Origin of the sequence: Psychromicrobium lacuslunae (genome assembly GCF_000950575.1) — a bacterium.
Taxonomy (GTDB): Bacteria; Actinomycetota; Actinomycetes; order Actinomycetales; family Micrococcaceae; genus Renibacterium; species Renibacterium lacuslunae.
This window is the reverse complement of sequence record NZ_CP011005.1, coordinates 2,762,590-2,786,233: the sequence shown is the minus strand read 5'-3', so window position 1 is coordinate 2,786,233 and position 23,644 is coordinate 2,762,590. Positions and strand designations below refer to the sequence as shown.

Here is a 23,644-nt window from a genome sequence, read left to right as displayed (position 1 = left end):
TAAAAGAAAGGTAGCTTGTCTAGCTACCTTGAGTCAATGGTTAGATGTTTAGGACTGTTGGGGGAAATATGGCGCTCGAAATCATCCACAGTATGTGGAGCGAGAAGCAGGACGAACTGCCCCTCGCAGTGCTAGACCTATTGCGCGAATTCAAGCTCGCTGATCTTGCCGTGGCTGAGCAGACCAGGCAGCAGCTTCATATCGGGGATAAGGACCTGGCGGCGTTACGTTTTTTGCTAGTAGCGGCTGATCGGGACGAGCCGGTCAGTCCGAGTGCTTTAGGGGCTCACCTCGGCATTACCTCAGCATCGACGACGACGCTGATCAAACGCCTGGAAGCAGCAGGCTATGTGCAACGTGAGCCGCATCCCAAGGATCGGCGCGGTCAATATCTTAGGGCCTCCGCGGCAGCTCGTACGGCGATGCAGCCAGCATTACTTAGTCGCGTTGACCATATCTTGCAGGCCGCTTCTGAATTCAGCGAGCGGGATTTACAAACCGTGAAGCGATTTCTTGAGGCAATGATCAGTTCGATCCAAGACGGCGCCTTGTCGCAGAAGGCTTGAATCAGTTAGTTACTAGTGCCCACTAAGCGCTTGAGCGAGCCAGGCATCGGTCAATCGGTGTTTGGACTGCAGGCTGCCTTGGCGATGTAGCTTCCGCAAACCCGGATCGATATAAGCGGAGGCAGCCACCGCCACCGTATTGTTCAGCACTGAAGCGACCTGTTGAGTCGCCTTCGCCCACGCTGCTTCGTCGTCGCTGTCCGCGCTTCGCAGGGTACGTGCCGCGGTCATCGTGCCTTGCCAGGTACGGAAGTCCTTGGCGCTGAAGCGTCTGCCCGCCAAGTCTTTGATGTGCTTGTTGACTTCATCTGGACTGAGTGGAGTGCGACCTTCTTTTCCTTGATAGGCGATGAGGGATTCCCGGGGGCTGCCTTGCGCTAACCGGGAGAGTTGAGCTGCAAGCTCTTGATCTTTAATTTTTAGGTGCCAGCGCTGCCCGGATTTGCCGGGGAAATCAAGGATTACCGTGCCGTCCTGGATGCTCAGGTGTTCACACCGCAGTGTGGTCACCCCGAAAGTGCCGTGATTCTTGGCGTAGGCACGGTTGCCGATCCGGATATGGGCATAATCGACTAATAACACCGCGAGTGCCAGCGCCCGGAGCTGGTCATCGTCCCCTTGACGCAATTCTTGTCGCAGGACGCGGCGCAGCCGGTTAATTCGGTGACCGAGCTTGCGCGCTCGCCGAAACTTTTTTCGGCTTCCTTGTTTGAGGTAATCGGGATGGTAGAGATACTGTCGGCGCTCAGCGTCATCAGTGCCGACCGCTTGAATGTGGTCGGTGGCAAGCGGCGAAATCCAGACTTCGCGCCAGGCCGGTGGGATCACCAAGGCGCGAATGCGTTCCTTGGTCGCTTTATCGAGAGTGCCGCGTTGCGCATCCCGGTATTCGAAGCCTCGTCCGCGCTTGATCCGTTGAATACCCGGTGTTTCAAGGTCAGCCGTGGTCAGTCGTTGCTTCACCCGCGCGCCTCCTGATGATTTCTCAGTCACGTTGCAGGGTGGTGCGGGATTGGCGTTGAAAAGAGAAGGGCACCACGATTAAAAGCAGCATCAGGAAGAGGGCGAAAATCCCCAAACTTACCCAGCCCGCAATGTCGCCAAGAACCAAGGTGAAGACCAGGCCGAGGCCGCCAGCAATCAGCAGACCAAGAGCGCCCAGTACGACTTTTTCGGTCAGATCTGCCGTTTTCACTACCGCGAGTTTTCGGTGATGCCGGAAGAGTCGACGATGCACCGCTACCGGCATCAAGGTTAATGCGGTAGCGAGTGCAGCGATCACGACGAGCGAAAGATAAAGCGTTCGGCCAGCGCTATCCAATTCCGAAAACTTCGATTGAAACGGCAAGGTCAGCAAGAAGCCGCCGATAATTTGCACCCCGGTCTGTAAAACTCGAAGCTCTTGCAGCAGCTCAAGCCAATTTCGATCGGACTTCTCATCGCCGCTTTCATGCCGCTGGTCCGTCAGCCCCTCGTGAGGTTGTTCGGTTCGCTCGCCGCTCATGGACTCCCCTGCTGATGAATTAAGGCGAGGGGGTCCCGCCATTGACATTGAGGGTCTCGCCGACGACATAGCTGGATTCGGCAGAGGCCAAGAAGACAAAGCAAGGCGCCACCTCGGCCGGCTGACCGGCGCGGCCGAGCGGAGTATCGTGACCGAACTCCGGTAATGCCTCTTTGGGCTGACCGTCACTGACTTGCAGCGGTGTCCAAATTGGTCCAGGGGCAACGGCATTGACCCTGATACCCTGAGGCGCCAATTGCTGGGCCAGGCCTTTGGTGAAGTTATTAATACCGGCCTTGGTGAGTGCGTAATCCAGCAGATGGGCCGAGGGCTTATAGGCCTGAATCGAGGTGGTATTAATGATCGTCGAGCCGGCGGGCAAATGCGGCAGCGCCGCTTGGCATAGCCAGTACATTGCGTAGAGGTTCGTCTTCAACGTTTCATCGAATTGTTCGCTGGGCAGGTCCCCGAGGTTCTGCACAGAGATCTGCTTTCCAGCGTTGTTCACCAGAATATCCAGACCACCCAGTTGTTCAACGGCGGTCTTCACCAGCTCTCGACATTGCTCGGGGTCTTTGAGGTCCGCCGGGAAGGGCACCGCGCGTTGGCCCGCCTCCTCGACTAGGGTGGCGATCCGCTCGGCGTCTTCTGCTTCGTCGGGCAGATAGCAAAGCACCACATCGGCACCTTCCCGAGCAAAGGCAATAGCAGTGGCTGCGCCGATGCCGGAGTCGGCGCCGGTGACGATTGCCTTCCGGCCCTGCAGTCTGCCGGTACCGCGATAGGATTGCTCGCCTAGATCCGCGCGTGGATCTAGGCGAGCATCCAGACCGGGTTCAGGCTGGTGTTGCTCGGGTGGTGAAACCTTTGGATACCGGGTTACCGGATTCTGAAAAGTGTACTGATCAGCCATTGAGGTTCTCCCCTCCGCATGTGAGTCGTAGCTATTGTTCTAGCTACTTTTCCGGCTTTCTAGCTATTTGCCTTCCGACCGGTAATGGCTCCGTAGATCCCCGCAACCACTAGGCCGCCAACGATGGCCAAGATCCAGGAGCCGAGGTTCCAGAATTCCATCTTGCCGGAGTTGAAGAGCAGGTTACCGATCCAGCCGCCGACGATTGCCCCGACTACGCCAAGGATCAGGCTGGTGATCCAGCCGCCGCCGACCTTGCCCGGCATGATGGCCTTGACGATCACGCCGACAATCAAACCGAGTACGATCCATCCGATAAAACCCATGAGAAACTCCTTAGCGATGTTTTCTGTTGATGTTGCGGTGGCTTCGGCAGCTTTCTACGGCCGGTTGCCAAAATAGCAACATCATTAGCGATTATGTTCCTCAGAAAGGTAGCTTGACTAGCGACCTTAAGTCAACGAGGCTGGAAGGGTAAGTCAGGGCAAGATCAGAGAAGTTCTCGCGATCCCGAATATGGAGGGTGATCTGATGCCAGCGAAGAAGAACCCATCCCTCAAGGATGAGGAGCTCTACGAGAAGCTACGCGAGGAAGGTGCCTCTAAACAGAAAGCTGCCAGGATCTCCAATGCGGCGGCCAAGGAGGGGCGAGGGGTCATTGGCAGACGCGGAGGCGAGGCCGGTGACTATGAAGATTGGACAGTTACTGAGCTTCGAAAACGCGCCAAAGAACTTGGTCTGAAGGGCTATTCTTCGCAGCGAAAGACCGAGCTGATCGAGGCGCTCCGCAATTCCTGAAATCTAGACAATCCTTCTTGGGTAGCGTTGAATATAGTTAGCTAGTCTCGCTACCTACATAGGAGTTGTCGTGCATGTGATCGATAGAACCAGGAATCACGACGAGCGAGACAGCGCTAAGCGGGAAATCAAGCCGACGGCGATTAGTTGCTCAACCTGCGGGGCCACAGCAGCTCTGATGGTCGAAAGTATCCTGCTCTACCGAACTGACCACTCATTGGCGCACATTGAGTACAGTTGCCTGAAATGCGATTGCGTTTATACCGAAACCATTGACCGGACGGATTTGCGTCAGATCTTTCTGGGTGATGTGCCGTTGCGGGACTTACGCGGTACTACTCTGGCGCACTGTGGGGAGGCTCTTAAAGCAGGCCAGTCATTAGCTGAGTCAACAGAGTCGGGACTGAGCGGATTCGAAATTTTACGCTGCCGCTGCGGATTCCAAGTAGAGCTGAACTATTTCATGGGAATGCCGGGCTGACCCCCAGGGCTGAGGGTGCGCGGTGTCGCTCCGCTCAGCCGGTCGTCGGCCCAGTCTCCTGAGCCGACGACCGAATAGCTCAAACTCCGGCGGTGGCCTTAATCCAGGCGCGCGGAGCGGTCAGCGTAACGTTGGTGTAGTTCACCGTCGAAGTGGTGCTGCTGGAGCAGTTGCCCGGCCCGTTCGAGGTGACACCGATGATCTGGTTCGGTGAGCTGGCCAGCGTCAAGGGGCCGCCCGAATCGCCGTGGTTAGCAATGCCGTTGACACCCTTGACTAGGATCGCGGTTCCGCCGTAGGCATCGGTACTGGCCTTCTGCACGGTGACATTCGCCTTATAAAGCCAATCTGCGCGGACCGGCTCAATCGGGCAGCTCGGAATGCCGCCCTCTTTACGCAGTCCGTAGCCCTGGATCACGCCGGCATCCGAGGCTTTCGGGGTGTAGCTGGCGCCAATGGTGGGGTAGGAGGAGAGGCCATTTGAGGTGCCGACGTGCACCAAGGCGAGATCGCCGCCGGACCACACCTTGACCTGATCGGCGAAGACCCGCTTAGCCGGGTCCTGAATATCTGCGGTGTTGTTGGTCTTCACGATGAAGATGTCAGCTGCAGCCGCGACCGACGTCGTGTCGTTAGGGTCTTTCAAGACGCAGTGCTTCGCGGTGAGTACCCAGCTGTTACTCAATGCCTCCGCGGTACAGAGCTGGCCATTACCGGTAGAGCGGTCCACTGTCGCCAATTGGAAGGCCCACGGATTGCTGGCCTTTTGGCCGCCAATAATCTCCGGCGCCGGGCTGGGCGTGGCAGCATTTGCCGGTACGACAAATGAGCCGAGCACCCCTGCCGACATTGCCGCGACCACTGCGGCAGAGGCGAGAATTTTTGCTGTTTTCTTCATGACTCTCCTTCGGTTCAGCTAGTCCCGCGGATGTTGAGGACCAAACTGCTGCTATCGGGTGGAGTCGAATATATCGGTTTAGTGGCGGCGTAAGACCACATTTCAGAAGATTGAGAGTCAACTGTCAGCTAACTTCCAGCTTGTCGGGAACCCGTGGATCTACTAGTAGCTGTGGTTGTGGTTGTGGTTTAGTGTGCCGTTGCTCAGTCCTGAGATCTGGAGGGGCCGGAGTCCGAAGGGCTCGGCGGGATCAGCTCAGTGAGCGTAGTAGCGAGATGACTTCCGGAGTCACCGGATCGACGGAGTCCTGAAGCTCCGGATGTTTTTGTAGATATCGCGCCACCACCGGGCGGACCGCGACGATCCTGCGTTTGGCCGCTTGAGTGTCGGCGAGGGCCTGTCGAACCAGAATGCTGCTTAGGCCGTGGCCGGAGAACTCCTCGTCGATCACGGTATGCGGAAAGATCCGTTGCTGGTCGGTATCCAGGAAAATTGTAAAACCGGCAAGTTTCTCGCCCAGATAGATTTCATATCGTCCGGCTTCGTCATTGCGGACAACTGATGGTTCATCAGTTGAGTTGGCTGCATTCTCAGGCGTCGCGGTCATTTTTCTCCTCCGGCTATCGGTTCTGCTCTCCTTCGCACCCTAGACCACCGGCGCTACTGGACCAAAGGTGCGTTGAAACAGGATGCCCGCCGAGCCGACCCCTTAAAGCTGGCACCCCTCTCTAGGCTCAGTGCCTGGTCAATGAGGTCAGCATGGTTTTCAAGGCCATGTATTGCGCGGTCTGCTGCCAAGCCTTCAACTCTACTAAGCCGGCTCCTTCGCCGAGGATATTCGTAACATTGACTGCGAAGCTGGATTTCAGATTCCCGGATACGTCAAATTGAGACGGGGCAATGCCGTAGTTGCCTTTGCTCCTGTCCTCGAGTCGCATAGTCACCTCGGTGAACCCGGAATAGACGTTGTAGCTGAGGTAGTAACCCACCGTGCTTCCGGCGTTGTACATCATGTTCGGCGTCTTTTGCTGGTCCAGCACCTGCTGTTGCGGTGCCGGACCGGAGGCGCCATCACCGGAGACCCGTTCGGTGAGATAACCGAGCTGGATGCCATTGGCCGCGTAGATGGCGACTTCCACCGCATTGCCCCCACTTGCCTGGCTGCCCGCCAGACTAGGGGTTTCTTTTACCGTGAACCCCTTCGGCAGCTTGAAGGAGAACAGCCCAGAACGTGTTGTGTAGGTGGTGTATTGCTGGGCCTGACTGTCGGTTGCTGGCGCAGTCGGGCTGGACGGTTGGGTTGCTGGCGGTGGCAGCGGTGGCAGAGTTGCCTGACTAAAGATCACTCCCAGAGCTACCCCGATGACCAGCACCGTGGCGGCGGCTGCAATGGCAAACCAGGATCGCCGCGCCCGGCTCGGGCCGGTGTTGGGCAGAACGCTGGTCCGTGGGGCGGAGATTCGTTCCACGGCTGGCTCATTGAGTGTGTCAAAAAAGGCCAGCGGAGGCGGAGATTCCTCCTTCGCCACCGGATTCACGCTACGAACTAGCTGTTCGAGACGATCCATCTCAGTCCTCACCTCCGGATGTCAACTGCGGCGAAAGTATTTTCGCCAACTCTTTGCGAGCCCGGAATAGCCGTACTCCGGCTGCTGATTCGGAGCAGCCAAGCACTCGGGCTATTTGGGCCAGACTGAGTTCTTCCCAGTAGCTCAGCAGCAGCACTTCTTGATCGCGCTGCCGGAGTCTGGCGATGCCGGTAGCTACCTTGTCAGCTGCCGTGTTGCTATTGGTTTGGCTGTTCAGCTGGAGATGCTCAGATAGTCGTTGCACCAGCTCTTTTCGGCGCTGCCCGCTGCGATATTCATTGCCGATCACGTTGCGCGCCACCGAGAGCAGCCAGGCAATTGACGGCTCGGCCCCTTTGCCCTGCTTCTGCCAGGCAATTCTAAAGACGTCGTTGGCGAGTTCCTCGGCAATTTCCGGAGCGGAGACTCGGCGACGAATATAGTTGTGGACTTGATGTTGGAACGCCCGGTAGAGCTCAATGAATTCCTGTTCCGCTGACATGGACTCAGGCTTTTTCATTGAGCTCTACCGGTGCGCCGTGGCGATGCTTAGGCGTCATATTTAGGCGAACTATGCCGATTGATCTGACGATGGCTCAATTGACCGTTAGGGAGCTCAGCATAGTTTTGAGAGCTGCGTACTGCGCGGTGTGCTGCCACGCTTTGACCTGCTGTGGTGAACTGATATCGCCGAGAATATTAGCAACATTGACGGTGAAAACCGAGATGAAGTTCCCGGTCACCTCGAATTGGGAAGGGGCGACCCCATAGCTGCCTTTGTTCCGGTCCTCGAGCCGCATCGTCACCTCGCCAAAACCAGAATAACTGTTGTAACTCAGATAATAATTTATGGTAGCTCCGGGGCTATAGTGCATATTCGGCGTGGCAGCCTGATCCAAGATGAGTTGTTTGGGTGCCGGGCCACTGGCGCCGTCAGCGTAATAACGTTCGGCTAAGTAACCGATCTGCAGACCCTTTGCGGAGTAAATATAGATATCGACTACCTGCCGACCAAGCTGCTCGCTTAGCCATTGATTGGCTTGTTCTTTGACTGTGTAGCCCTTCGGCAGCTTGAAGGAGAACAGCCCGGAGTTGGTCCGGTAAATGCTGAACTTTGGGTTTTTCGACTCGACGATAGCTTTGCTATGCGCAGCCCGATCGACAATGGGCGCGGCCGGGTTAGCCTGCGCCATGCTGGAGCCGAGCAGTAGGGCGGGAATCGCGAGCGCGGCAACACCAAGCACGCTGTACTGCCTTTTTAGGGTGGTGAACATGATTCTCCTTGGGATGAAACGAATAAGTGAATGCTGGCTGCCAACATCCCTTACATTTCCGAATCCGGGGAGATCTTTACCGGCCGAACAGAAGATTTGAGAAATTTTATGAAAGTTCAGCGATTACCCACTGCGAGTCCCCGCACCAGAGCGAGCAAGCCGACATTGAATTCGTGGTCTTGGCCGAGTTCGCCGACGCGCTGAGCGATCTCGCGAAGCCGCTCAAGCTGTGGTGTCTGATGGTCTTTCGGGATCAGAATTTCCCCGCGGTCCCTTGCGGTTTGCTGCTCAATGGCAGCGCCGATCGTGTAACGAGAAACCGCGATCAGCGCCAAAACGGCTTCCGTTCCGCTGAAGCCTGCCTTTTCGAGTAACGAAATTTGGGCAATAGCATTCTGCGGGTTTGGGCTGCGTGAACCGGTCGAAGCGAGTAGCCGCGCGCCATCGCGGATGCTCAGCAGTGCTCGGCGAAGGCTCTGTGCGTTCCGGATGATGAACTCATCCCACTTCTCTTGCTCTCGCGGCAGCCGAGCGGTGTGCCAGCGTTCAAGCACTTCATCGGCGACGGCATCGAGTAACTCGGATTTATTGCTGAAGTGATGGTAAAGGCCGGGTTGGCGGACCCCCAGACGAGCCGCGATAGCGCGCAAGGACAAGCTATCCAAACCACTTTCCGCTAGCTCATCGATGGCTGCCGAGACGATCGATGTTCGATCGGTGCGCGCTGGATAGGGCATAACTGTCAATATACCCATTGCGAATCAAGATTATCGACGATAACCTTGATCTTATTCAAGCTGAGACGAGGAAAAAAATGCCATTAGAAGACGCCTGGAGCGGCACCGTGGTGAAAAAATCTCGGGGACTTCTCGACGGTTCAAACCTCTACCGACGGGTGGTTGTCCGCACTGATCAGGACCAAACCGGGAAGCTCAAAGTTGATCGTGATTTATGGGATGAACTCCAACTCGGGGACCGTCTGGTTAAGCAGGCTGGTGAGCCGCCCCGCAAGGCTTGACTGCCTGGTTGAGCTTGACGGGCCGGCCGAGAAGGAGCATTCTCTGAGTCAGGCGACGGAGCCAGGCAGCATCGTCGGGCTTGCCTCCGAGTGCACTCTGCCAACCGCTTAGATGAACCATTTGGATAAATTCGAGACTAGGAGTAGCAAGTATGCGCAAGCTCATTGTGAAAATGTCGATATCTCTCGACGGTTATGTGGTCGGACCGCACGGTGATTCTGAGTGGATGTTCCGTCATCGAAGTGAGGACTCTTCCGCTTGGGTGCTGGAGACCATCCAGCAGGCTGGTCTGCATGCCATGGGTAGCGTCACCTATCGGATTATGTCCAATTTCTGGCCGAGCGGAACCGATCAGATGGCGGCGGCAATGAATGAGATTCCGAAAGTGGTCTTTACCAGGCAGGAGTCCTTCGACGCTCAGGTGCCCCCTGCAGTAGCGGCCTCGGCCGGGGCCAGTAGTTGGAATGCAAGCCGGGTTGCCAATGGTGACTTGGCGGAGGAAGTGGGCCGACTCAAGCAGGAATCGGGCGGCTACATTCTGGTGCATGGCGGCGCGAACTTCGTGAGCAGTTTGATTCAGCATGGCCTAGTCGATGAGTACCGGCTCGCAGTGCACCCGGTGGCGCTCGGCGGCGGGTTGCCCATCTTCGCAGATCTGGCTCAACCATTGAATTTGGCATTAATCAGCAGTACCCGGTTCGACGGCGGCGTGATAGCCCAGGTTTACCGACCCGAGCGCGAATGAATCGTTGGCGAGCTGTCAGCGATTCAGTGTGCTCGCCGGATGGCTACTTTAGGTCGATCCAGCAGATCAATTCAAGCGTTCGGTGAGGTGAATGGTGACATCGTCGCCGTCGGTCTTTTTGATCTGCCGCCGGATCACTGCGGCGACCGGCAGTTTGTGAGTGCCGTCTCCTAGGGCCATGAACGCGCCACGGAAGGGCACGCCATCGACGGTGCCTGCCACTTTTACCAGGCCGCGGGTGCCGAAGATTGCCGCCGATTCCGGAAGCTGCACGCAGGTCCACGTATCGCCTTCACGCACCTTTCCGAGCGTCGCCGTGAAGGTCAGGTCGAGGGGTGTTGTCTCTTTCATGGTCGAATGCTCCGTTCGTGGTTTTTAGCGGAAAATTCCAATAATGATGCCGATTAGGGTGAGCTTAATCGCCCAATCCAGCAGGTGAACGCCGGCGACCGGAACTGCTGTGTTCTCGTGCACCACGCCCCCCATCAGCAGAATCAGCGGTAGTGCGGTCAGCGAGAGCCCTAATAAGGCCCCGGCGCCAACTCCTTGCCAATGTGCAGCCGTCATTAAGCCAGCTACTAGACATGATGCAATCAGGCTGCGTAGCAGCACAGAGATCATCTGGATGGCGCGAGAGAGCCCAGCTCGGGGGGTGCTGGCGCCGGACACTAACGCCGATACCGGCGGGATGGCGTACAGTGCCGCGGATGCGATGAATGATGCGATGGTAGCGATAGCGATTCCGACGATGATCATCCTGACCTCCATTTAGTACCGATTAGTACTAAAGGAGTTTCTCTGTTTAGAACTGTCAAGTACTAAACTTGATTTCATGACGTCGAAGTTGCGCGCTCAGGGCAGACCCGCGGGGAAGACCGGGGAGGAGTTAATCTCTGTTGCTCGCGAGGTGTTTCTGGAATATGGCTATGAGCGAGCCTCCATGGATGAGATCGCCAAGCGCGCCAGCATCTCCAAAGCCTCGCTATACCGGGAGCATCCGGCCAAGACTGCGCTCTACGCGGCTGTGGTCAGGCACTGGTCTGTTGCCGGGAGGAATGCCATGAGACCAGCGCTGGAGCGGCTTCGAATGAACCCGGAAATCCGCGCGGGACTGATTGAGCTGGCTGAAACTATGCAGCGTGGCATCCTGAGCCCGCCGGTGTTGGCAATGCGCCGCCTGGTTACCGCCGAAGCCCCTGCGCATCCGGAGGTCGCTGCGGATTATCTCCAGGAAAGCTGGAACACCAATATTGGCGACCTCGCAGCGACGCTTCAATTCATCTCGACGGAGGGGAGGCTGACCCTCGATGACGCCGCCGCAGCAGCGGACCAATTCACGTGGCTGGTAATAGGCGCACCGTTGAACGCGAGCATGCTCGACGGCCAGCCAACTGATCGACCCGCCGCACCCGCCGTTGACCTCTTCCTGGCTGGCTACGCGCCGGAGCGATCCGAGCTCGCCGCGTTGAGGTCAAAGACCGCCCAAGCAAGACCGGGGAACGAGAAAGCTGAGTGATGTTTCCCGGTGATGGTTGGTGTTATGCGGTGCTGACTACTTCTTCTGGAGGGTGACCTTGCCGGCGTAAAGCAGGCTGCCGTTGAGCTGACGCTCACCAAAGCACCAAGCCGCGGTTACCGTATAGTAGCCGCCATTGTTGTAGGTGCGGACCACATTATTGAGTAATTCCATGCAGTGACTGTAGGTGGTGACGTTCTGTACCGCTCGCACGGTGGTGGTTGCTGCCGATGCCGGTAGCGCTGTACCGGCCACCAGGGCCGCTCCGATGGCTGTTGCTGCGGTGATTCTTTTCCAGTTCATGATTTTCCCTCAAGACGGTGCTGGGCGGCGTCCTCTTAGGCTATCAAATGTGGAAAGCGCCTCGACTGTTTGGTCGACTGTTTGGTCATGGCCATTCGGTCAGGAGCTGATCGTCATGAAAATGGTACTTAATTCGAGACCCAAGAGCTAGCAAAGTCGCCGACCTGGCATAGATTTAGAAGAGTCGCATCTGGTCAAATAAGGGGAGAAGGTCACAGTGAGTGCTGCACCTGGTTGGTACGACGCGGGAACGCCGGGACGGCTTCGCTGGTGGGATGGCACCCAGTGGACTGAGCACGAGAGCGTGGCGCAGTCCGGGCCAGCTACTCCGGTGCCCGGCTGGTACCAGACCAGGAATGGCAGCGTGCGGTGGTGGGACGGTCACTTCTGGACGGGAATGCGGTTCAGGAAAGGGGTGCCTGGCACTGACTGGGCTGCGATTGAGCAGCCGAGTTTGGCCTGGGGTTTAGGGGTGTTCTTCCTTTTCCTTGCCGCTGCCCAGTTTGGCTTGGGTGCTTTGACTCGCAGCTTCTCGATCAACGGACTTACCACCTTCTTGCTGGCCGTCTTATGGCTAGCAATGGCGGCGCAAACAACAGCAGTGCGCCGGACGCCGAGTCCTACTGGGGAGCCGTTAGTTGCTGACTTGGTTCGACCATTACCGGGGGAGCAGGAAGCCCCGGGTAGTGGCTGGTACCCGGTCGCTAGAAACGACACACACCGCTGGTGGACTGGGCAGCGCTGGGCGCAGTACACCAGCAACAGATTCGGGATCCGGCCGAGTTTCCATGGCAGGCAAGCTTATCGACGCTACCTAGTAGTCATCGCCGTGATCGGAGCAATCGCTCTCATCTCAGCAATCCTCGGCCTCGTATTTCTCAGTCTCGGTTCAAGCGCAGAGCCTCGTGGGTTGTCGACAGTCTTAGGCATTTCCTTGCTAGCCGGAGGCGTCCTCTTTCTCATCCTCAGTTCGGTTCTGCTGGCAATGCGGAAGAATCAGCGGAATGTCCTGCTGCTACCCCCAGCACCGCCACAACCGACCTACTGAACAAACTGAGTTAAGGCCCTTGGGGGATGATCACAAGCCGTGCCGGGGAGAAGGCGCAAACCGCTGGATGTGCTGGCTCCGGCACCCATCTCGAGACATGAATGGGAGTAGAGAGGTTTCAAGAGTTCCCCACAACTTTCTCCACAAGGTGAATAAGTTACACACATGTAATTCCACACCTGTGGATAACCCCGGGCGGGCAAAGTGCGGAAGTCTGAGATTTTCCCCACAGAGTTATTCACACTGTGGATAACTTTCCGCACAGGGTGTGTACCGAGAAAGTAACCGTGAGGCAGGCACTCGCCCATGGGTCATGACATGGCTTTCAAGTGGCCCAGAGCTAGAGCCCGTCGGGCTGTTTGATTATCCAAAACGCGCGGTGGCAGCCGCGGCCACGAAGCCGATCGCGGCGGGGATTAGGCAGCCGATGGCGAAAGATTTTCCCGAGCGGGCGGGTGCGAAGAGGCTGGCCCGCTCAATTCGGTGCGATTCCCATCGGTCTTCTTCCTCCGCCGTCGGCTGCCTAGCCGATGGCGACCAGACTGTTTCAATCAGCGGAGAGAGATCGGACAGCCAGTTCCAGAATGCTGGTTCCGTCAGGGAAAGCTGGTGGCGCGCGATGATGAAGATCCGCCCGGCAGTGATCTCGATATCGCAGCGCCCGGCCAGTTCCCCTACGACCGCGCGGGCTTCTGACGTCACTATCCGCCTCACCGCCGCCTCGTCCTGGGGCTCGCAATACACTCGGAAGTGTTCCATGGCGTCGTCTGCAAGCTTCATTTCACGCTGCTCACGTGGTGGCACTGCGGGCTGCCCCCAGACGTCTCCAGCCCGAGTCACCAGCGTCATTGGCGGCGCACCCGCGGGCGACTCGAAGGCAATGAGGCAAGCGGTGTGCGGCATCCTGGTGCGCGCCGTAGTCGTCTCGTAGCTGTAGTTCGAGACCTGGAAGGTGAGCGGTGAAGCCGAACTGAGGATGTCCACCATCGAGCCGCCGTGGCGGAATACCGAGACGGGAAGTTTAGGAGACTGCTCGCTTGGCAGATAACTCAGGCCATTGGCCGTGGCGAAGCGGGAGAGACGGTACCAGCGTGCCTCGTCGTCGTGATAGTCAGCCTTCGCGCGGCGTAGCTGCGAGACCGCTAGTGGAACCATCATCGCTGCCGCGATTAGCCAGGTAAAAATGTTCGCACCAGCGCCGCCGAAGAAAAGCTGTACGCACATCACGCCGATAGCGGCAAGCAAACCAACGCCCACGATGAGAACCAGCAAACGGAAGATGAAGGTGCCTCGGTTCCACGCCCGGCCGTGCCTACCGGCGTACTTTAGGATCAACTGTTCCGCTTCGACCGATGCGAGCTGCGGGTCGATAGGGGCCAGTAGTGCAGTGATGTCAAAGCGCAATGCGGCCATTCTTCACCACCCTTCAGCGCTCTTGCCGGTTGCTAAACCGGGAGTGGTAAAGCTTGATGACTCGGGAGGCAATATCCTCGCGGATCAAGCGCATCCGCGCCATCCCTTCGATACCTCTGGCCGAGGGCTCGTCGGTCAGCCAGCGTTCTTGTTCGACGCCGGGCGTCTCCAGGGTTACCTCGGAGCCGACCAGCACCACCAGCCGCACCTGCGCCAACAACTCCGCGGTCACTGGTTTCGGTTGCTCGCCGGCGACCGAAGCGCCGACCTCAGTCAGCGACTCGGCCGACTGGGCGTTGAGCCCGGTGCCAGGGTGCGTTCCGGCGCTGAAGACGGCCACCGAATCCCCGGCCAGTTGCCGCATTAGTGCTGCAGCCATTTGAGATTTACCACTGTTTTTAACGCAGACAAAGAGCACTCCCGGGCTTTGCTGGTCAGTCATACCTCGATCTTCTCATTCAAACCAAGACCAGCGGCCAGATTTCGGTTGCGAGGAGTTTCACTGAAGCAGAGGGCCCGACCGTCCACGCGGGAAATGGTTTGCCAGGCTGGCCATCAAGCGAAGAGTGCGTGAACTCATGATGAACCATTCTCGACGCTTCCCAGTAACGGGCAGCTATTTCAAAGGCAGGCTCGGCAGGCTCCCAGAAAGTATTCAGATTTCTCGGTTAGGTTGCTTGCGGCTATCCGTCGCGTGGGGGCGATCCGGTGGGCATTCCAACCCTCAGGACAGACAATCGAAGGTGAATCATGAGCAAGAAGAAACCAGAGACCAGCAATCCAGCAATTAGCTGGCCCGCAGCGCCGCCGCTGCAGCCGGAGCAAATGAGTGCCAGCCAGCTACCACCGGGTTTGAGTAGACGGGCCGCGCTCGCCTTGGGTGTCGCCTCGATAGCCGCCGGGGTGGCCAGTATTAATGCTGCGGCGCCCGCCGCCGCACAGCAGGCTCGAACCGCTGCCGCGTTGACCGGCACCATCGCCGACGTTAAGCATGTGGTGATCCTGATGCAGGAAAATCGGTCATTCGATCACTACTACGGCAATTTATCCGGGGTTCGTGGGCTCAGTGACAAGCAAGCTCTTGAGCTACCCAATAACGGTTCGGTGCTGGCACAGCCGGCCCCGAGCCGCAAAGACGGCGGGGTGCTGCTGCCCTTCCACTTGGATTCAGCGAAGTACAACTCACAGAACGCCGGTGGTCTAGATCATTCCTGGTCGGGCGGGCACAAAGCCTGGAACAACGGAGCCTGGAACGCCTGGGTGAACGCCAAGACACCGCAGACGATGGGCTATTTCACTCGGGACGATCTGCCCTATCACTACGCACTGGCCGATGCCTTCACCATTTGTGACCACTATTTCTGCTCGGTCACCGGCCCGACTACGCCGAATCGGCTCTACCAGTGGACCGGAAGTATCAATGCCGCCGGCGGCAAGGGAGGCCCGGCCACCAGCAATCCCGCCGACTACAAGCCGGTGTATTCCTGGGGCACCTACGGTGAGGAACTTGAGAAGGCTGGCAAGAGCTGGAAAACCTATGCCAATGACGAAGTTGGCGATTCCGGCTCGCACCCCTATGTCGGAGATTACGGTGATAACCCGCTCTGGCTGTTCCAGGCATATCACGACTCATTGCAATCGAAGGATCCGAAGCTAAGGGCCCTGGCTAGCCACGGTGGCTTGCACGATGGTTGGAAGCCCGATTCGGGCAAGGGCCTCGATGTCAATCACCTGCTCGCTGACTTCGGTGCAGACTGTGCTGCTGGCACGCTGCCCGAGGTGAGCTATGTGGTCGCGCCCTACGGCTGGTCTGAACACCCGGCTGCTAGCCCGGACTACGGTGCGCACTTCACCAATGCGGTGGTGCAGGCGATCTTCAGCAATCCGGAGACCTGGCAGAACACCGTCTTGCTGATCAACTATGACGAGAACGATGGCTATTTTGACCATGTGGTTCCGCCGACGCCCGAGCCGGGTACCGCTGATGAATTCGTTGAGGGACTACCGATCGGGCTGGGGGTTCGGGTGCCGCTGACGGTTGTCTCACCCTGGAGCCGTGGCGGCTGGGTGAACTCGCAGGTCTTTGACCATACTTCGGTGATTCGCTTCCTGGAAGCCTGGAGCGGCGTGAAGGACCACAATATCTCCGCCTGGCGACGTGAGATCTGTGGCGATCTGACCAGCTGCTTCGACTTCGCGCATCCGGACTATTCAATTCCGAAGCTGCCTGACACTGCGCCCCTGGTGGCTGCCGCTAATGCGGATATGTTGAAACCAGCGATTAAGATCCCGGCGACTGGCCAGCAGAAAGCACCTCAGCAGGAGAGCGGCAGCCGGCAGCGACGTGCGATTCCTTATCTGCAAAACGCAAATCTCACCGTCGACCAACAGCAGGACACGCTCAACTTGGCACTACGGAATGCCGGTCAACAGGCGGTCTCGATGGCGCTTTACCTCAATGACCAGCAACCCTTTGCGGCACGCCCCTTCGATGTCTCGGCTAGCTCACCGCGCGACTATCATTGGAAAGTCAGCACCGTCGCGGGTAGCTACGATGTCAGTGTCTACGGGCCTGATCGTTTCCTGCGTCGTTTCGCCGGGAACGTCAATGCCACCGGGCAAGCCGCAATTCCTGCGGTGACGGCGAATGTCAGCAACGGTGCCCTTGAGCTTGTGCTGACGAATCAGGGTGCCAGCAAGCTCACCTTCACCCTGCAGTCAAACGATTTCGCGATGCAGCACAAAAGTGTTGAACTCGCTGCCCAAGACAGTGAATCGCTGAGTTGGCCGCTGCTGGGCGGTTACTACGATGTGGTGGTCAGTGCCGATGACGGCAGCGGCTTCCGCTATCGTTTTGCCGGTCATGCCGGTCATGCCGGTCATGCCGGTTAGTCCGCGACGGTAGCTGCGCGGCTTCTATGCGCAGCTCAGGGTAGCGGCTGGGGCGCCGACGGACCGATATAACGAGCGGATGGTCTGAAGATCTTCGAATCATCTGACTGTTCGAGCACGTTGGCGCACCAGCCGAGTACCCGAGCTGCCGCGAAGGTGGGGGAGAACAGCGACCTTTCCAAGCCGCAGATTTCCATCACAATGGCCGCATACCATTCCAGATTGGTGTGTAATTCGCGCCCGGGTTTGAGTTGCTCCAGCAAGACCGGAATGCGTTCCTCGACAGCGACGGCGAAATCCACTCTTGGTCCGCCAAAGCTGCGGGCTACCTGCTTCAGTAAGGCCGAACGCGGATCCTCGGTGCGGTAGACGGGGTGACCGAAACCCATAATCCGCTTGCCAGCTAACACCTGCTCGGTGATCCAGGGATCGATATTTTCTATCGAGCCGATGGCGTCCAAGGTGTCTAGGGCGCGACTCGGCGCGCCGCCGTGCAGCGGCCCGGAGAGCGAGCCCAGTGCGCCGACCAGACAGGAAGCGGCGTCGGCTCCGGTGGAAGCGATCACCCGAGCGGTAAAAGTGGAGGCATTGAAACCATGATCGATAGCTGCCACTAGATAGTTGCTGAGTGCGGCGGTGTGTGCGGGCTCGGGGCGTTCGCCACTGAGCAGATAAAGATAGTTCTCCACATAGCTCAGGGCCGGCTGAGCGCTGAGAGGTTGCTGGCCTCGATGCAGTCTATGCAAGGCCGCGACGATGCCGGTGACTTTTGCAGCCAGTGAGATCAGTGATTCGATCCGTTCCTCGCGGGAGAGATCATAGAGCGGGGCGAGCCCGGCTCGACTACCCTCGAAGGCCAGTGCGGTTCGCAACCCGGCGAGCACATCGAATTCAGCCTCGGCAGGCGAAGCGGCGCTGCGAGGCTTAGCTAGCAAGGCCAGCAAATCAATGAGTTCGGGTGAGAGAGTTGCCTGCCGGGCGATCCGCCGCCGAAATTCGGTGAGCTGCTCGGCGCCAGGCAATTCTCCAAAGAGCAATAAATGCCAGACCTCCTCCACCGACTTATATTTGGCTAGCTCAATCGCCGAGTATTGCCGGTAATGGTAGAAACCCTGCTGACCATTGACATCACTCAGCATCGTTTCTGTGACCACTACATTACTTAGACCGCGAGGAACCTCTAGCGGCGTGTTATCTAGTCTGGCTGCCGTCTGCATAGTCGATATGCAATCATCAATATTGACTGTTGAGTAATCAATATTGATTCAATCAATAGAAGGTGGTGGCATGACACGATTGAGCACCGCGCAGGCAGCAGCCCGGCTCGGAGTCAAGCCTGCGACGCTCTACGCCTATGTTTCGCGTGGCTTGATTAGCAGCGAACGCGCCGTTGACCATTCGGGCTCGACCTTTGACCCCCTGGAAGTTGAGGCCTTGGCCCGGTCAAGAAGTCGTCAGACAGCCGAACGGGCGCAGAGCGGCGACACCTTGAGTGGCACCCCGCTGATGGTGCTGGATTCCCCGATCACCCTGTTGCAGAACGATCAGCTTTACCTTCGTGGCTTGCCAGCCACCGAGCTAGCCTCCCGGTATAGCTTTGAGCAGGTAGCAAGTTGGCTCTGGGGAGCAGTCAGCCAACCCAGCGACAGCAGCGAGCCGTTTCGGGCTTCGGCCGAGGTCATTGCCGCAGTGCGTCAAAGCCAGCATGCATTGGGTCCTGAGGCCCGCGGCATTGATCATATGCAGCTTGCGTTGCTGCTCGCGGCAAGCCACGATTCGCTCAAGCGGGACCTGGGAGACCAGTCGATAGCCGCACTCGGGCGGAGGATCATTGGATTGCTCGTGCAAGCGCTGCCCGGTCCGGCAGCGCTGAGCCACAATATTGCTGAGCAGCTGTGGGAGAAATTAGCTGATCGCCCGGCAGAAGCGTTGGATCTCGAACTAATGAACACCGCGCTGGTGCTGCTAGTGGATCACGACTTAGCTGCTTCGACACTGGCCGCCCGAGTAGCCGCTAGCGCCCGGGCTCACCCTTATGCCGCCTTGCTTTCCTCACTGGCCGCCTTTGACTCTCATCTACATGGCTCGGTCAGTGTTGATGCTGCCGGGATGCTCCGGCAGGTTATTGACGGCAGCACTCCGGAGCAGGCAATTTCGCAGCAACTGAGCAGAGGAAGTAGACAGGGCGGCAGCTGGATTCCTGGGTTCGGGCATCGAATTTATCAGCACCGAGATCCGCGCGCCGGTGCCCTGCTCGGCCTATTACAGAGCGGCTCGCACTATCAGGAGGCCATGCGCGCGGCAGCGGCGGTGATTAGCGTGGTGCGCGCTAGGACCGAGCAATTAGTCAATGTCGATTTTGCCATTGCGGTCTTGATGATCGGGGCCGGAATGCGCAGCGACGCCGGGCAGACAATTTTTGCGCATGCTCGCACTGTCGGTTGGCTGGCGCACATTATGGATGAATACGGTCAGGCCGCGCTGCGGCTTCGTCCGGTGGGCCAGTACAGCGGTCCGTTGCCGAATCACCCGCTCTAGAGAGTGGCAGCGGGGCAGCTAAGACGGCTTGAGATGGCTAAGACAGCGAGCTGGTTTAGCTGCGCCAGCGAGTGGTCATCAAGAAACCGACGATGGCGATGCCGAAGCCGATCACAATGTTCCAGGCGCCAATGCCGGGGATTGGCAACTGGGTTGGCGTATTGGAGGTGATGTAGAAGGTAATGATCCAGAGCAGGCCGATAATCATCAAGCCGAACATCACCGGCTTGTACCAAACGGCATTCGGCTTGACCGCCTTGCTGCCCTCTGGCGTAGTGGGGCGGGCGGGGCGACGACGGGACTTCGACTCGGGCACAGGTTCTCCTTGACGGGCGGGCAGCAAAGCAAACAATCACAGAACCAGCAAATGCGGGCTGGCTAGTGCAGTTGGTATCCTGCTAACAGCACGATTGCTGTTGATCCACTTGGTTTCTCGCAGCAATTCTAGCGTCAAATTCGTGAGCCGGGTCTCAGTAGCACCGGAACCGGAAATATTCAGGAGCTGCAGTGGAGAGATCACCCGGGGGAAACTCAGAGAACGTGGGGTTCGATGAGCTGGTCGACTCAGCCGATCGTCGTGACCGCGGACGCCGCGCGGCCAGAGCCAAGCCGGTGCAGCGCAAAGGCGTTTTCCGCACCATTGTGCAAGTTTTTGGTGAGTTACTGATCACCCTCGGGGTGATTCTGATGCTCTTCGTCGGCTGGGAACTGTGGTGGACCAACCTGGCTGCTGACCAGACACAGCAGCAAGCGGTGCAGCAGTTCGCCAAGGATCTCAACGCCCCGGTGACGCCGCCGAGCGCACCCAAGGACTACGGCGACCCGGTGGTCTCGAAAGATCATCCGGATGATATGCAAACCTTCGGGGTAGTCTTCATTCCGCGGTTCGGACCGAACTATGAGCCGCGACCGATTGTGCAGGGAACCGATCAGCAGGAGCTGGACACCCTTGGCCTCGGTCACTATCAAAGTAGTGCGATGCCCGGGGCGGTCGGTAACTTTGCGGTGGCGGGTCACCGGCAGACCCATGGGGCGGTGCTGGATAACATTCACACCCTGGTTCCCGGGGACAAGATCTACGTGCAAACCAAAGACGGTTATTACACCTATGTGTTCCGCAATACCGAAATCGTGCTGCCCACTCAGACCAGTGTGCTGCTGCCGGTACCGACAGTGAAGGGCGCCGAGGCCAAGGAACGAATTATGACCATGACGAGTTGTAATCCACGCTTTGGCGCTCAGGAACGAATCATCGCTTATTCGGTGATGGAATCGTGGCAGCCGCTGAGCGCCGGACCGCCAGCCGCCATCGCCGCTCAAGTCAAGAAGATCGCAGAGAAGGGTTAGCACCGTGTACGGATGGATTTTTCGAGCCTTGCCCGGGCCGCTCTGGCTGCGGATCATTTTCGCGGTGATGCTGATCGCCGCGGTGCTGGCCGTGCTGGTGATCTGGGTTTTCCCCTGGCTGTCGCTCTATAACCCCTTCACCGACTCGACGATTGGCTCACCGTGACTACTCGCATTCTGGTCATTGATAATTACGACAGCTTTGTCTACACCCTGGTCGGTTATCTGCAGCAACTCGGTGCCGAAACCACGGTAGTGCGAAATGACGCCGTGACGCTTGACGAGGCAATTGAGCTGGCCGCTGCTCGCGATGGTGTACTGCTTTCGCCGGGCCCCGGCAACCCCGCTGAAGCGGGCGTCTGCATCGAGCTGATCCGTTGGTGCGGCGAGCAACAGAAGCCAATGTTCGGGGTCTGCTTGGGCCATCAGGCTTTAGCGGAGGCTTATGGTGGCACCGTGACGCATGCTCCGGAACTGATGCATGGCAAGACCTCCCTGGTGGAGCATCAGGGAGGGGCACCTTTTGAAGGATTGCCATCCCCGTTCACCGCGACCCGGTACCATTCCCTGGCTGCGCTTCGTGAAACCATCCCGGCCGAGCTGGAGATTACCGCTCAGACCGCTAGCGGCGTGATTATGGGCCTGGCGCACCGCAGCGCGCCATTGCTCGGAGTGCAATTCCACCCCGAATCGGTGTTGACCGAAGGTGGCTACCGGATGCTTGGCAATTGGCTGGAGTCACTCGGTAAGGTCGGAGCGGCGGAAGCCTCCGCAAAACTTAGCCCGCTGATCCATCAGTAGCGCGGCTTCGAGTCGTCGCTAACTTGTGGCTCCTTGGGCCTCAGCAATAGCGGTCCAAGGAGCACCAGCTAAGGCTTCTGACTGGGGCTGTCGGTACTACAGTCAGTCGGCGGACTGCTCGCCCCGGGGCTTGCTGTGCAGCTTGAGCTCGACGTCGGGGTGGGGCTTGGCTTCTCCGGTTCCTTGGCCAGGGTGATGGTCACCGGGCTGCCTTGATCGACGTCCTTATTGGCTGCCGGGTCCTGACCGGTGACTTTCCCAGCTTTGACCTGAGAATTCTCCTCCTCGACAAAACTCACCACCAGAGTCGGCGAAGCTTCCTTGAGGGCTTTGGCGGCCTCATCCTTCGTTTTGCCGATCACCGAAGGCATCGTCACTTTGCCGCTCGAGATATTCAGGTTCACGATCGCGCCCGCCTCGACCATTTTGCCTAACGCGGGCGAAGTGGAAACCAATTGGCCCTGCGGAATGCTGGGGTCATTGACCACCGTAGTGGTGCCCGGGGTGAGTCCGATCTGCCTCAATTGATCGCGTGCAGCGCTCTCAGTGGTCTTAGCCAGCGAAGTGGGGATCACGATATTAGCCGGACCCTTGGAGATCTTCACCGTGACCTCGGAATTTGGTGGCACCTCGGTTCCCTCGGCAGGGTCGGTGCTGATCGCTTTTCCGCTTTCCACTGTGTCGCTATTGACCTGGATAACCCGGGGTCGCAGTGGAACATTGCTCAGCGTGATCACCGCGTCGGTCTCTAGCTTGCCGGCCACCGTAGGGACCGGCACGGTGGGCTCGGCGGCAGGCTTCGCGGTCATCTGGTTGAAAAGATAGAAACCACCGCCACCGAGGACCAGGGCGAGCACCACGAACAGTGTGACGATCCAGGCCCGACGACGCCGTTTAGTGGCTTTGTCGATTTCCTTGGATTCCAGCAGGGACAGCGGGAGCTGTTCGGGCTCCTCCTCGGTGCTCTCGGTGGTGAGTGAGCCACCGCTGAGAACTTTCGCCATCGCCCGGGTGGCAGGTCCTTCCTCGCTAATCGGAGTCGATACCACCGGCGGCGGGCTAGCTGGCAGTTTGGTCGGCACCTCAGCGGCCAGCTGATCGGTAATTAGCGGTTTAACCGGGCTGAGTTCTACCCCGGCCTTGGCCGCACGCAGCGCCCGCCGGAATGATGCAGCGTCCTGAAAACGATCCTGTCGGTCTTTCTGCAAGGCACGCGCCAATACGCTGTCTAGCGCGGCTGAGACCTCGGAATTAAAATGACTCGGCGCTTCAGCGGTCTCTCGAACGTGCTGGTACGCCACTGAGACCGGACTGTCACCAATAAAGGGGGGTCGTCCGGTGAGCATTTCATAGAAAAGACAAGCTGCGGAATACAGGTCACTGCGTGCATCGACCGTTTCGCCGCGTGCTTGCTCTGGGGAGAGGTATTGCGCAGTGCCAATCACCGCCTGGGTCTGCGTCATAGTGGCAGAGGAATCGGCGATAGCCCGGGCGATGCCGAAGTCCATCACCTTAACGGCCGAGCCATCCTGAGTGACCATCACATTGGCGGGTTTGATATCTCGATGGACGATGCCCGCTCGATGACTGTACTCCAGGGCGGAGAGCACACCTAAGGCATAGTCGATGGCGTGATCAATGCTGAGATCGCCCTGCCGGATCAGCTCGCGTAGCGTGCGTCCTTCGACGTACTCCATCACGATATAGGGCACCCTGGTCTGCTCACTCTGATGGCCGGTGAGGTCGGTGGAGGCGTCCCCGGTATCATAAACGGCGACGATGGAAGGATGGTTAAGCCCCGCTACTGCCTGAGCTTCGCGTCGGAACCTAGCCTGGAATTGCGGATCGCGCGCCAAATCGGCTCGCAATAACTTGACCGCGATGGTGCGGCCCAGCCGAATATCCTTACCGAGGTAAACATCCGCCATTCCGCCACGGCCGAGTAGTTTGTCCAATTCATAACGACCATTGAGCACACGTGGTTCAGTCAAGACGCGAACTCCTCTCTGATCGTGATGAA

General features: G+C 58.3%; 29 protein-coding genes. 11 read left to right on the top strand and 18 right to left on the bottom strand.

Going from position 1 to position 23,644, the window contains the following annotated elements; translation table 11 throughout:
• Positions 1–44: 44 nt before the first annotated feature.
• Positions 45–566 (top strand): MarR family winged helix-turn-helix transcriptional regulator, encoded by a 522-nt coding sequence (locus UM93_RS13090; RefSeq protein ID WP_082057149.1) that lies wholly within the window; start codon positions 45–47, stop codon positions 564–566.
• A gap of 12 nt (positions 567–578) precedes the next feature.
• Here UM93_RS13090 and UM93_RS13085 read toward each other — a convergent pair whose 3' ends face one another.
• From UM93_RS13085 to UM93_RS13070, 4 genes are read right to left on the bottom strand one after another with little or no spacing between them, the layout of a single operon-like run.
• Complete coding sequence (locus UM93_RS13085) at positions 579–1,529, bottom strand: DNA topoisomerase IB (RefSeq protein WP_052663792.1); 951 nt, start codon at positions 1,527–1,529, stop codon at positions 579–581.
• 22 nt (positions 1,530–1,551) lie between these two features.
• Positions 1,552–2,070 (bottom strand): DUF6328 family protein, encoded by a 519-nt coding sequence (locus UM93_RS13080; protein ID WP_045075991.1) that lies wholly within the window; start codon positions 2,068–2,070, stop codon positions 1,552–1,554.
• 19 nt (positions 2,071–2,089) lie between these two features.
• Complete coding sequence (locus UM93_RS13075) at positions 2,090–2,983, bottom strand: SDR family oxidoreductase (RefSeq protein ID WP_045075990.1); 894 nt, start codon at positions 2,981–2,983, stop codon at positions 2,090–2,092.
• Between the two features lie 59 nt (positions 2,984–3,042).
• On the bottom strand, positions 3,043–3,309 hold the full coding sequence (locus UM93_RS13070; protein WP_045075989.1) for a GlsB/YeaQ/YmgE family stress response membrane protein: 267 nt from the start codon (positions 3,307–3,309) through the stop codon (positions 3,043–3,045).
• Positions 3,310–3,514: 205 nt separating this feature from the next.
• Between UM93_RS13070 and UM93_RS13065 the strand changes: the two genes are divergently transcribed.
• On the top strand, positions 3,515–3,781 hold the full coding sequence (locus UM93_RS13065) for a DUF7218 family protein (RefSeq protein ID WP_045077428.1): 267 nt from the start codon (positions 3,515–3,517) through the stop codon (positions 3,779–3,781).
• A 560-nt stretch (positions 3,782–4,341) separates the two neighbouring features.
• On the opposite strand, the gene UM93_RS13055 is transcribed toward UM93_RS13065, so the two are convergent.
• The 6 genes from UM93_RS13055 to UM93_RS13030 form a co-directional block, all read right to left on the bottom strand.
• Positions 4,342–5,160, bottom strand: a complete 819-nt coding sequence (locus UM93_RS13055) for a S1 family peptidase (protein ID WP_045075987.1) — start codon at positions 5,158–5,160, stop codon at positions 4,342–4,344.
• Between the two features lie 250 nt (positions 5,161–5,410).
• Positions 5,411–5,767 (bottom strand): GNAT family N-acetyltransferase, encoded by a 357-nt coding sequence (locus UM93_RS13050; protein ID WP_082057147.1) that lies wholly within the window; start codon positions 5,765–5,767, stop codon positions 5,411–5,413.
• A gap of 127 nt (positions 5,768–5,894) precedes the next feature.
• Positions 5,895–6,728 (bottom strand): hypothetical protein, encoded by an 834-nt coding sequence (locus UM93_RS13045; RefSeq protein WP_045075986.1) that lies wholly within the window; start codon positions 6,726–6,728, stop codon positions 5,895–5,897.
• A gap of 1 nt (position 6,729) precedes the next feature.
• Positions 6,730–7,230: an RNA polymerase sigma factor gene (locus tag UM93_RS13040; protein WP_045075985.1), complete on the bottom strand. Its 501-nt coding sequence runs from the start codon at positions 7,228–7,230 to the stop codon at positions 6,730–6,732.
• A 94-nt stretch (positions 7,231–7,324) separates the two neighbouring features.
• Positions 7,325–8,002, bottom strand: a complete 678-nt coding sequence (locus UM93_RS13035) for a hypothetical protein (RefSeq protein ID WP_045075984.1) — start codon at positions 8,000–8,002, stop codon at positions 7,325–7,327.
• 116 nt (positions 8,003–8,118) lie between these two features.
• Complete coding sequence (locus UM93_RS13030; RefSeq protein WP_045075983.1) at positions 8,119–8,739, bottom strand: TetR/AcrR family transcriptional regulator C-terminal domain-containing protein; 621 nt, start codon at positions 8,737–8,739, stop codon at positions 8,119–8,121.
• Between the two features lie 77 nt (positions 8,740–8,816).
• Here UM93_RS13030 and UM93_RS13025 point away from each other — a divergent pair, with 77 nt between their 5' ends.
• Both UM93_RS13025 and UM93_RS13020 read left to right on the top strand, forming a co-directional pair.
• Positions 8,817–9,020: a DUF7489 domain-containing protein gene (locus UM93_RS13025; RefSeq protein ID WP_045075982.1), complete on the top strand. Its 204-nt coding sequence runs from the start codon at positions 8,817–8,819 to the stop codon at positions 9,018–9,020.
• Positions 9,021–9,172: 152 nt separating this feature from the next.
• Entirely contained in the window at positions 9,173–9,766 is a 594-nt protein-coding gene (locus UM93_RS13020) for a dihydrofolate reductase family protein (RefSeq protein WP_045075981.1), read from the top strand.
• Positions 9,767–9,832: 66 nt separating this feature from the next.
• On the opposite strand, the gene UM93_RS13015 is transcribed toward UM93_RS13020, so the two are convergent.
• Both UM93_RS13015 and UM93_RS13010 read right to left on the bottom strand, forming a co-directional pair.
• Positions 9,833–10,117: a DUF1905 domain-containing protein gene (locus UM93_RS13015; RefSeq protein ID WP_045075980.1), complete on the bottom strand. Its 285-nt coding sequence runs from the start codon at positions 10,115–10,117 to the stop codon at positions 9,833–9,835.
• Positions 10,118–10,141: 24 nt separating this feature from the next.
• Complete coding sequence (locus UM93_RS13010) at positions 10,142–10,522, bottom strand: DUF1761 family protein (RefSeq protein WP_045077424.1); 381 nt, start codon at positions 10,520–10,522, stop codon at positions 10,142–10,144.
• A 76-nt stretch (positions 10,523–10,598) separates the two neighbouring features.
• Between UM93_RS13010 and UM93_RS13005 the strand changes: the two genes are divergently transcribed.
• A complete protein-coding gene (locus UM93_RS13005) occupies positions 10,599–11,282 on the top strand; it encodes a TetR/AcrR family transcriptional regulator (protein WP_082057144.1) in 684 nt (227 codons plus the stop codon).
• Positions 11,283–11,318: 36 nt separating this feature from the next.
• On the opposite strand, the gene UM93_RS13000 is transcribed toward UM93_RS13005, so the two are convergent.
• Positions 11,319–11,585, bottom strand: coding sequence for a hypothetical protein (locus tag UM93_RS13000; RefSeq protein WP_045075979.1), 267 nt, complete (start codon positions 11,583–11,585; stop codon positions 11,319–11,321).
• Between the two features lie 217 nt (positions 11,586–11,802).
• Between UM93_RS13000 and UM93_RS12995 the strand changes: the two genes are divergently transcribed.
• Entirely contained in the window at positions 11,803–12,633 is an 831-nt protein-coding gene (locus UM93_RS12995; RefSeq protein ID WP_045075978.1) for a DUF2510 domain-containing protein, read from the top strand.
• Between the two features lie 363 nt (positions 12,634–12,996).
• Here the strand turns inward: UM93_RS12995 and UM93_RS12990 are convergent, their stop codons facing one another.
• The gene (locus UM93_RS12990) at positions 12,997–14,046 is read right to left on the bottom strand and encodes a hypothetical protein (protein WP_045075977.1); all 1,050 of its coding nucleotides are present in this window, start codon (positions 14,044–14,046) and stop codon (positions 12,997–12,999) included.
• A gap of 13 nt (positions 14,047–14,059) precedes the next feature.
• Positions 14,060–14,488, bottom strand: coding sequence for an arsenate-mycothiol transferase ArsC (locus tag UM93_RS12985; protein ID WP_045075976.1), 429 nt, complete (start codon positions 14,486–14,488; stop codon positions 14,060–14,062).
• 308 nt (positions 14,489–14,796) lie between these two features.
• Between UM93_RS12985 and UM93_RS12980 the strand changes: the two genes are divergently transcribed.
• Positions 14,797–16,938, top strand: a complete 2,142-nt coding sequence (locus UM93_RS12980; RefSeq protein ID WP_045075975.1) for a phosphocholine-specific phospholipase C — start codon at positions 14,797–14,799, stop codon at positions 16,936–16,938.
• Positions 16,939–16,973: 35 nt separating this feature from the next.
• On the opposite strand, the gene UM93_RS12975 is transcribed toward UM93_RS12980, so the two are convergent.
• Positions 16,974–18,155 carry a citrate/2-methylcitrate synthase gene (locus UM93_RS12975; protein WP_045075974.1) on the bottom strand — a complete coding sequence of 394 codons (1,182 nt, stop codon included), beginning with the start codon at positions 18,153–18,155 and terminating at the stop codon, positions 16,974–16,976.
• Between the two features lie 70 nt (positions 18,156–18,225).
• On the opposite strand from UM93_RS12975, the gene UM93_RS12970 reads away from it, so the two are divergent.
• Positions 18,226–19,476 (top strand): citrate synthase, encoded by a 1,251-nt coding sequence (locus UM93_RS12970; protein ID WP_045075973.1) that lies wholly within the window; start codon positions 18,226–18,228, stop codon positions 19,474–19,476.
• A gap of 55 nt (positions 19,477–19,531) precedes the next feature.
• Here UM93_RS12970 and UM93_RS12965 read toward each other — a convergent pair whose 3' ends face one another.
• Entirely contained in the window at positions 19,532–19,792 is a 261-nt protein-coding gene (locus UM93_RS12965) for a cell division protein CrgA (RefSeq protein WP_045075972.1), read from the bottom strand.
• A gap of 239 nt (positions 19,793–20,031) precedes the next feature.
• Between UM93_RS12965 and UM93_RS12960 the strand changes: the two genes are divergently transcribed.
• Genes UM93_RS12960 through UM93_RS12950 form a run of 3 tightly spaced genes read left to right on the top strand, consistent with a single transcriptional unit; the run spans position 20,032 to position 21,624 of the window.
• Entirely contained in the window at positions 20,032–20,823 is a 792-nt protein-coding gene (locus UM93_RS12960; protein ID WP_045077420.1) for a class E sortase, read from the top strand.
• Between the two features lie 4 nt (positions 20,824–20,827).
• On the top strand, positions 20,828–20,989 hold the full coding sequence (locus tag UM93_RS17840) for a hypothetical protein (RefSeq protein WP_045075971.1): 162 nt from the start codon (positions 20,828–20,830) through the stop codon (positions 20,987–20,989).
• Complete coding sequence (locus UM93_RS12950) at positions 20,986–21,624, top strand: aminodeoxychorismate/anthranilate synthase component II (protein WP_045075970.1); 639 nt, start codon at positions 20,986–20,988, stop codon at positions 21,622–21,624. The genes UM93_RS17840 and UM93_RS12950 overlap by 4 nt, the downstream gene beginning before the upstream one ends.
• Before the next feature lie 68 nt (positions 21,625–21,692).
• On the opposite strand, the gene pknB is transcribed toward UM93_RS12950, so the two are convergent.
• Positions 21,693–23,615: a Stk1 family PASTA domain-containing Ser/Thr kinase gene (gene pknB, locus UM93_RS12945; RefSeq protein WP_045075969.1), complete on the bottom strand. Its 1,923-nt coding sequence runs from the start codon at positions 23,613–23,615 to the stop codon at positions 21,693–21,695.
• Positions 23,616–23,644 lie beyond the last annotated feature (29 nt).

What these genes read in the sequence shown, in the direction of transcription:
- UM93_RS13050 (WP_082057147.1), bottom strand. Translation starts at nt 5,767, where the DNA reads ATGACCGCGACGCCTGAGAATGCAGCCAACTCAACTGATGAACCATCA.
- UM93_RS13025 (WP_045075982.1), top strand. Translation starts at nt 8,817, where the DNA reads ATGCCATTAGAAGACGCCTGGAGCGGCACCGTGGTGAAAAAATCTCGG.
- UM93_RS13075 (WP_045075990.1), bottom strand. Translation starts at nt 2,983, where the DNA reads ATGGCTGATCAGTACACTTTTCAGAATCCGGTAACCCGGTATCCAAAG.
- UM93_RS12990 (WP_045075977.1), bottom strand. Translation starts at nt 14,046, where the DNA reads ATGGCCGCATTGCGCTTTGACATCACTGCACTACTGGCCCCTATCGAC.
- UM93_RS13030 (WP_045075983.1), bottom strand. Translation starts at nt 8,739, where the DNA reads ATGCCCTATCCAGCGCGCACCGATCGAACATCGATCGTCTCGGCAGCC.
- UM93_RS13080 (WP_045075991.1), bottom strand. Translation starts at nt 2,070, where the DNA reads ATGAGCGGCGAGCGAACCGAACAACCTCACGAGGGGCTGACGGACCAG.
- UM93_RS13065 (WP_045077428.1), top strand. Translation starts at nt 3,515, where the DNA reads ATGCCAGCGAAGAAGAACCCATCCCTCAAGGATGAGGAGCTCTACGAG.
- UM93_RS13040 (WP_045075985.1), bottom strand. Translation starts at nt 7,230, where the DNA reads ATGTCAGCGGAACAGGAATTCATTGAGCTCTACCGGGCGTTCCAACAT.
- UM93_RS12975 (WP_045075974.1), bottom strand. Translation starts at nt 18,155, where the DNA reads ATGCAGACGGCAGCCAGACTAGATAACACGCCGCTAGAGGTTCCTCGC.
- UM93_RS13020 (WP_045075981.1), top strand. Translation starts at nt 9,173, where the DNA reads ATGCGCAAGCTCATTGTGAAAATGTCGATATCTCTCGACGGTTATGTG.
- UM93_RS12980 (WP_045075975.1), top strand. Translation starts at nt 14,797, where the DNA reads ATGAGCAAGAAGAAACCAGAGACCAGCAATCCAGCAATTAGCTGGCCC.
- UM93_RS13035 (WP_045075984.1), bottom strand. Translation starts at nt 8,002, where the DNA reads ATGTTCACCACCCTAAAAAGGCAGTACAGCGTGCTTGGTGTTGCCGCG.
- UM93_RS13015 (WP_045075980.1), bottom strand. Translation starts at nt 10,117, where the DNA reads ATGAAAGAGACAACACCCCTCGACCTGACCTTCACGGCGACGCTCGGA.
- UM93_RS13070 (WP_045075989.1), bottom strand. Translation starts at nt 3,309, where the DNA reads ATGGGTTTTATCGGATGGATCGTACTCGGTTTGATTGTCGGCGTGATC.
- UM93_RS13045 (WP_045075986.1), bottom strand. Translation starts at nt 6,728, where the DNA reads ATGGATCGTCTCGAACAGCTAGTTCGTAGCGTGAATCCGGTGGCGAAG.
- UM93_RS13055 (WP_045075987.1), bottom strand. Translation starts at nt 5,160, where the DNA reads ATGAAGAAAACAGCAAAAATTCTCGCCTCTGCCGCAGTGGTCGCGGCA.
- UM93_RS13090 (WP_082057149.1), top strand. Translation starts at nt 45, where the DNA reads ATGTTTAGGACTGTTGGGGGAAATATGGCGCTCGAAATCATCCACAGT.
- UM93_RS12970 (WP_045075973.1), top strand. Translation starts at nt 18,226, where the DNA reads ATGACACGATTGAGCACCGCGCAGGCAGCAGCCCGGCTCGGAGTCAAG.
- UM93_RS13000 (WP_045075979.1), bottom strand. Translation starts at nt 11,585, where the DNA reads ATGAACTGGAAAAGAATCACCGCAGCAACAGCCATCGGAGCGGCCCTG.
- UM93_RS12985 (WP_045075976.1), bottom strand. Translation starts at nt 14,488, where the DNA reads ATGACTGACCAGCAAAGCCCGGGAGTGCTCTTTGTCTGCGTTAAAAAC.
- UM93_RS13005 (WP_082057144.1), top strand. Translation starts at nt 10,599, where the DNA reads ATGACGTCGAAGTTGCGCGCTCAGGGCAGACCCGCGGGGAAGACCGGG.
- UM93_RS13010 (WP_045077424.1), bottom strand. Translation starts at nt 10,522, where the DNA reads ATGATCATCGTCGGAATCGCTATCGCTACCATCGCATCATTCATCGCA.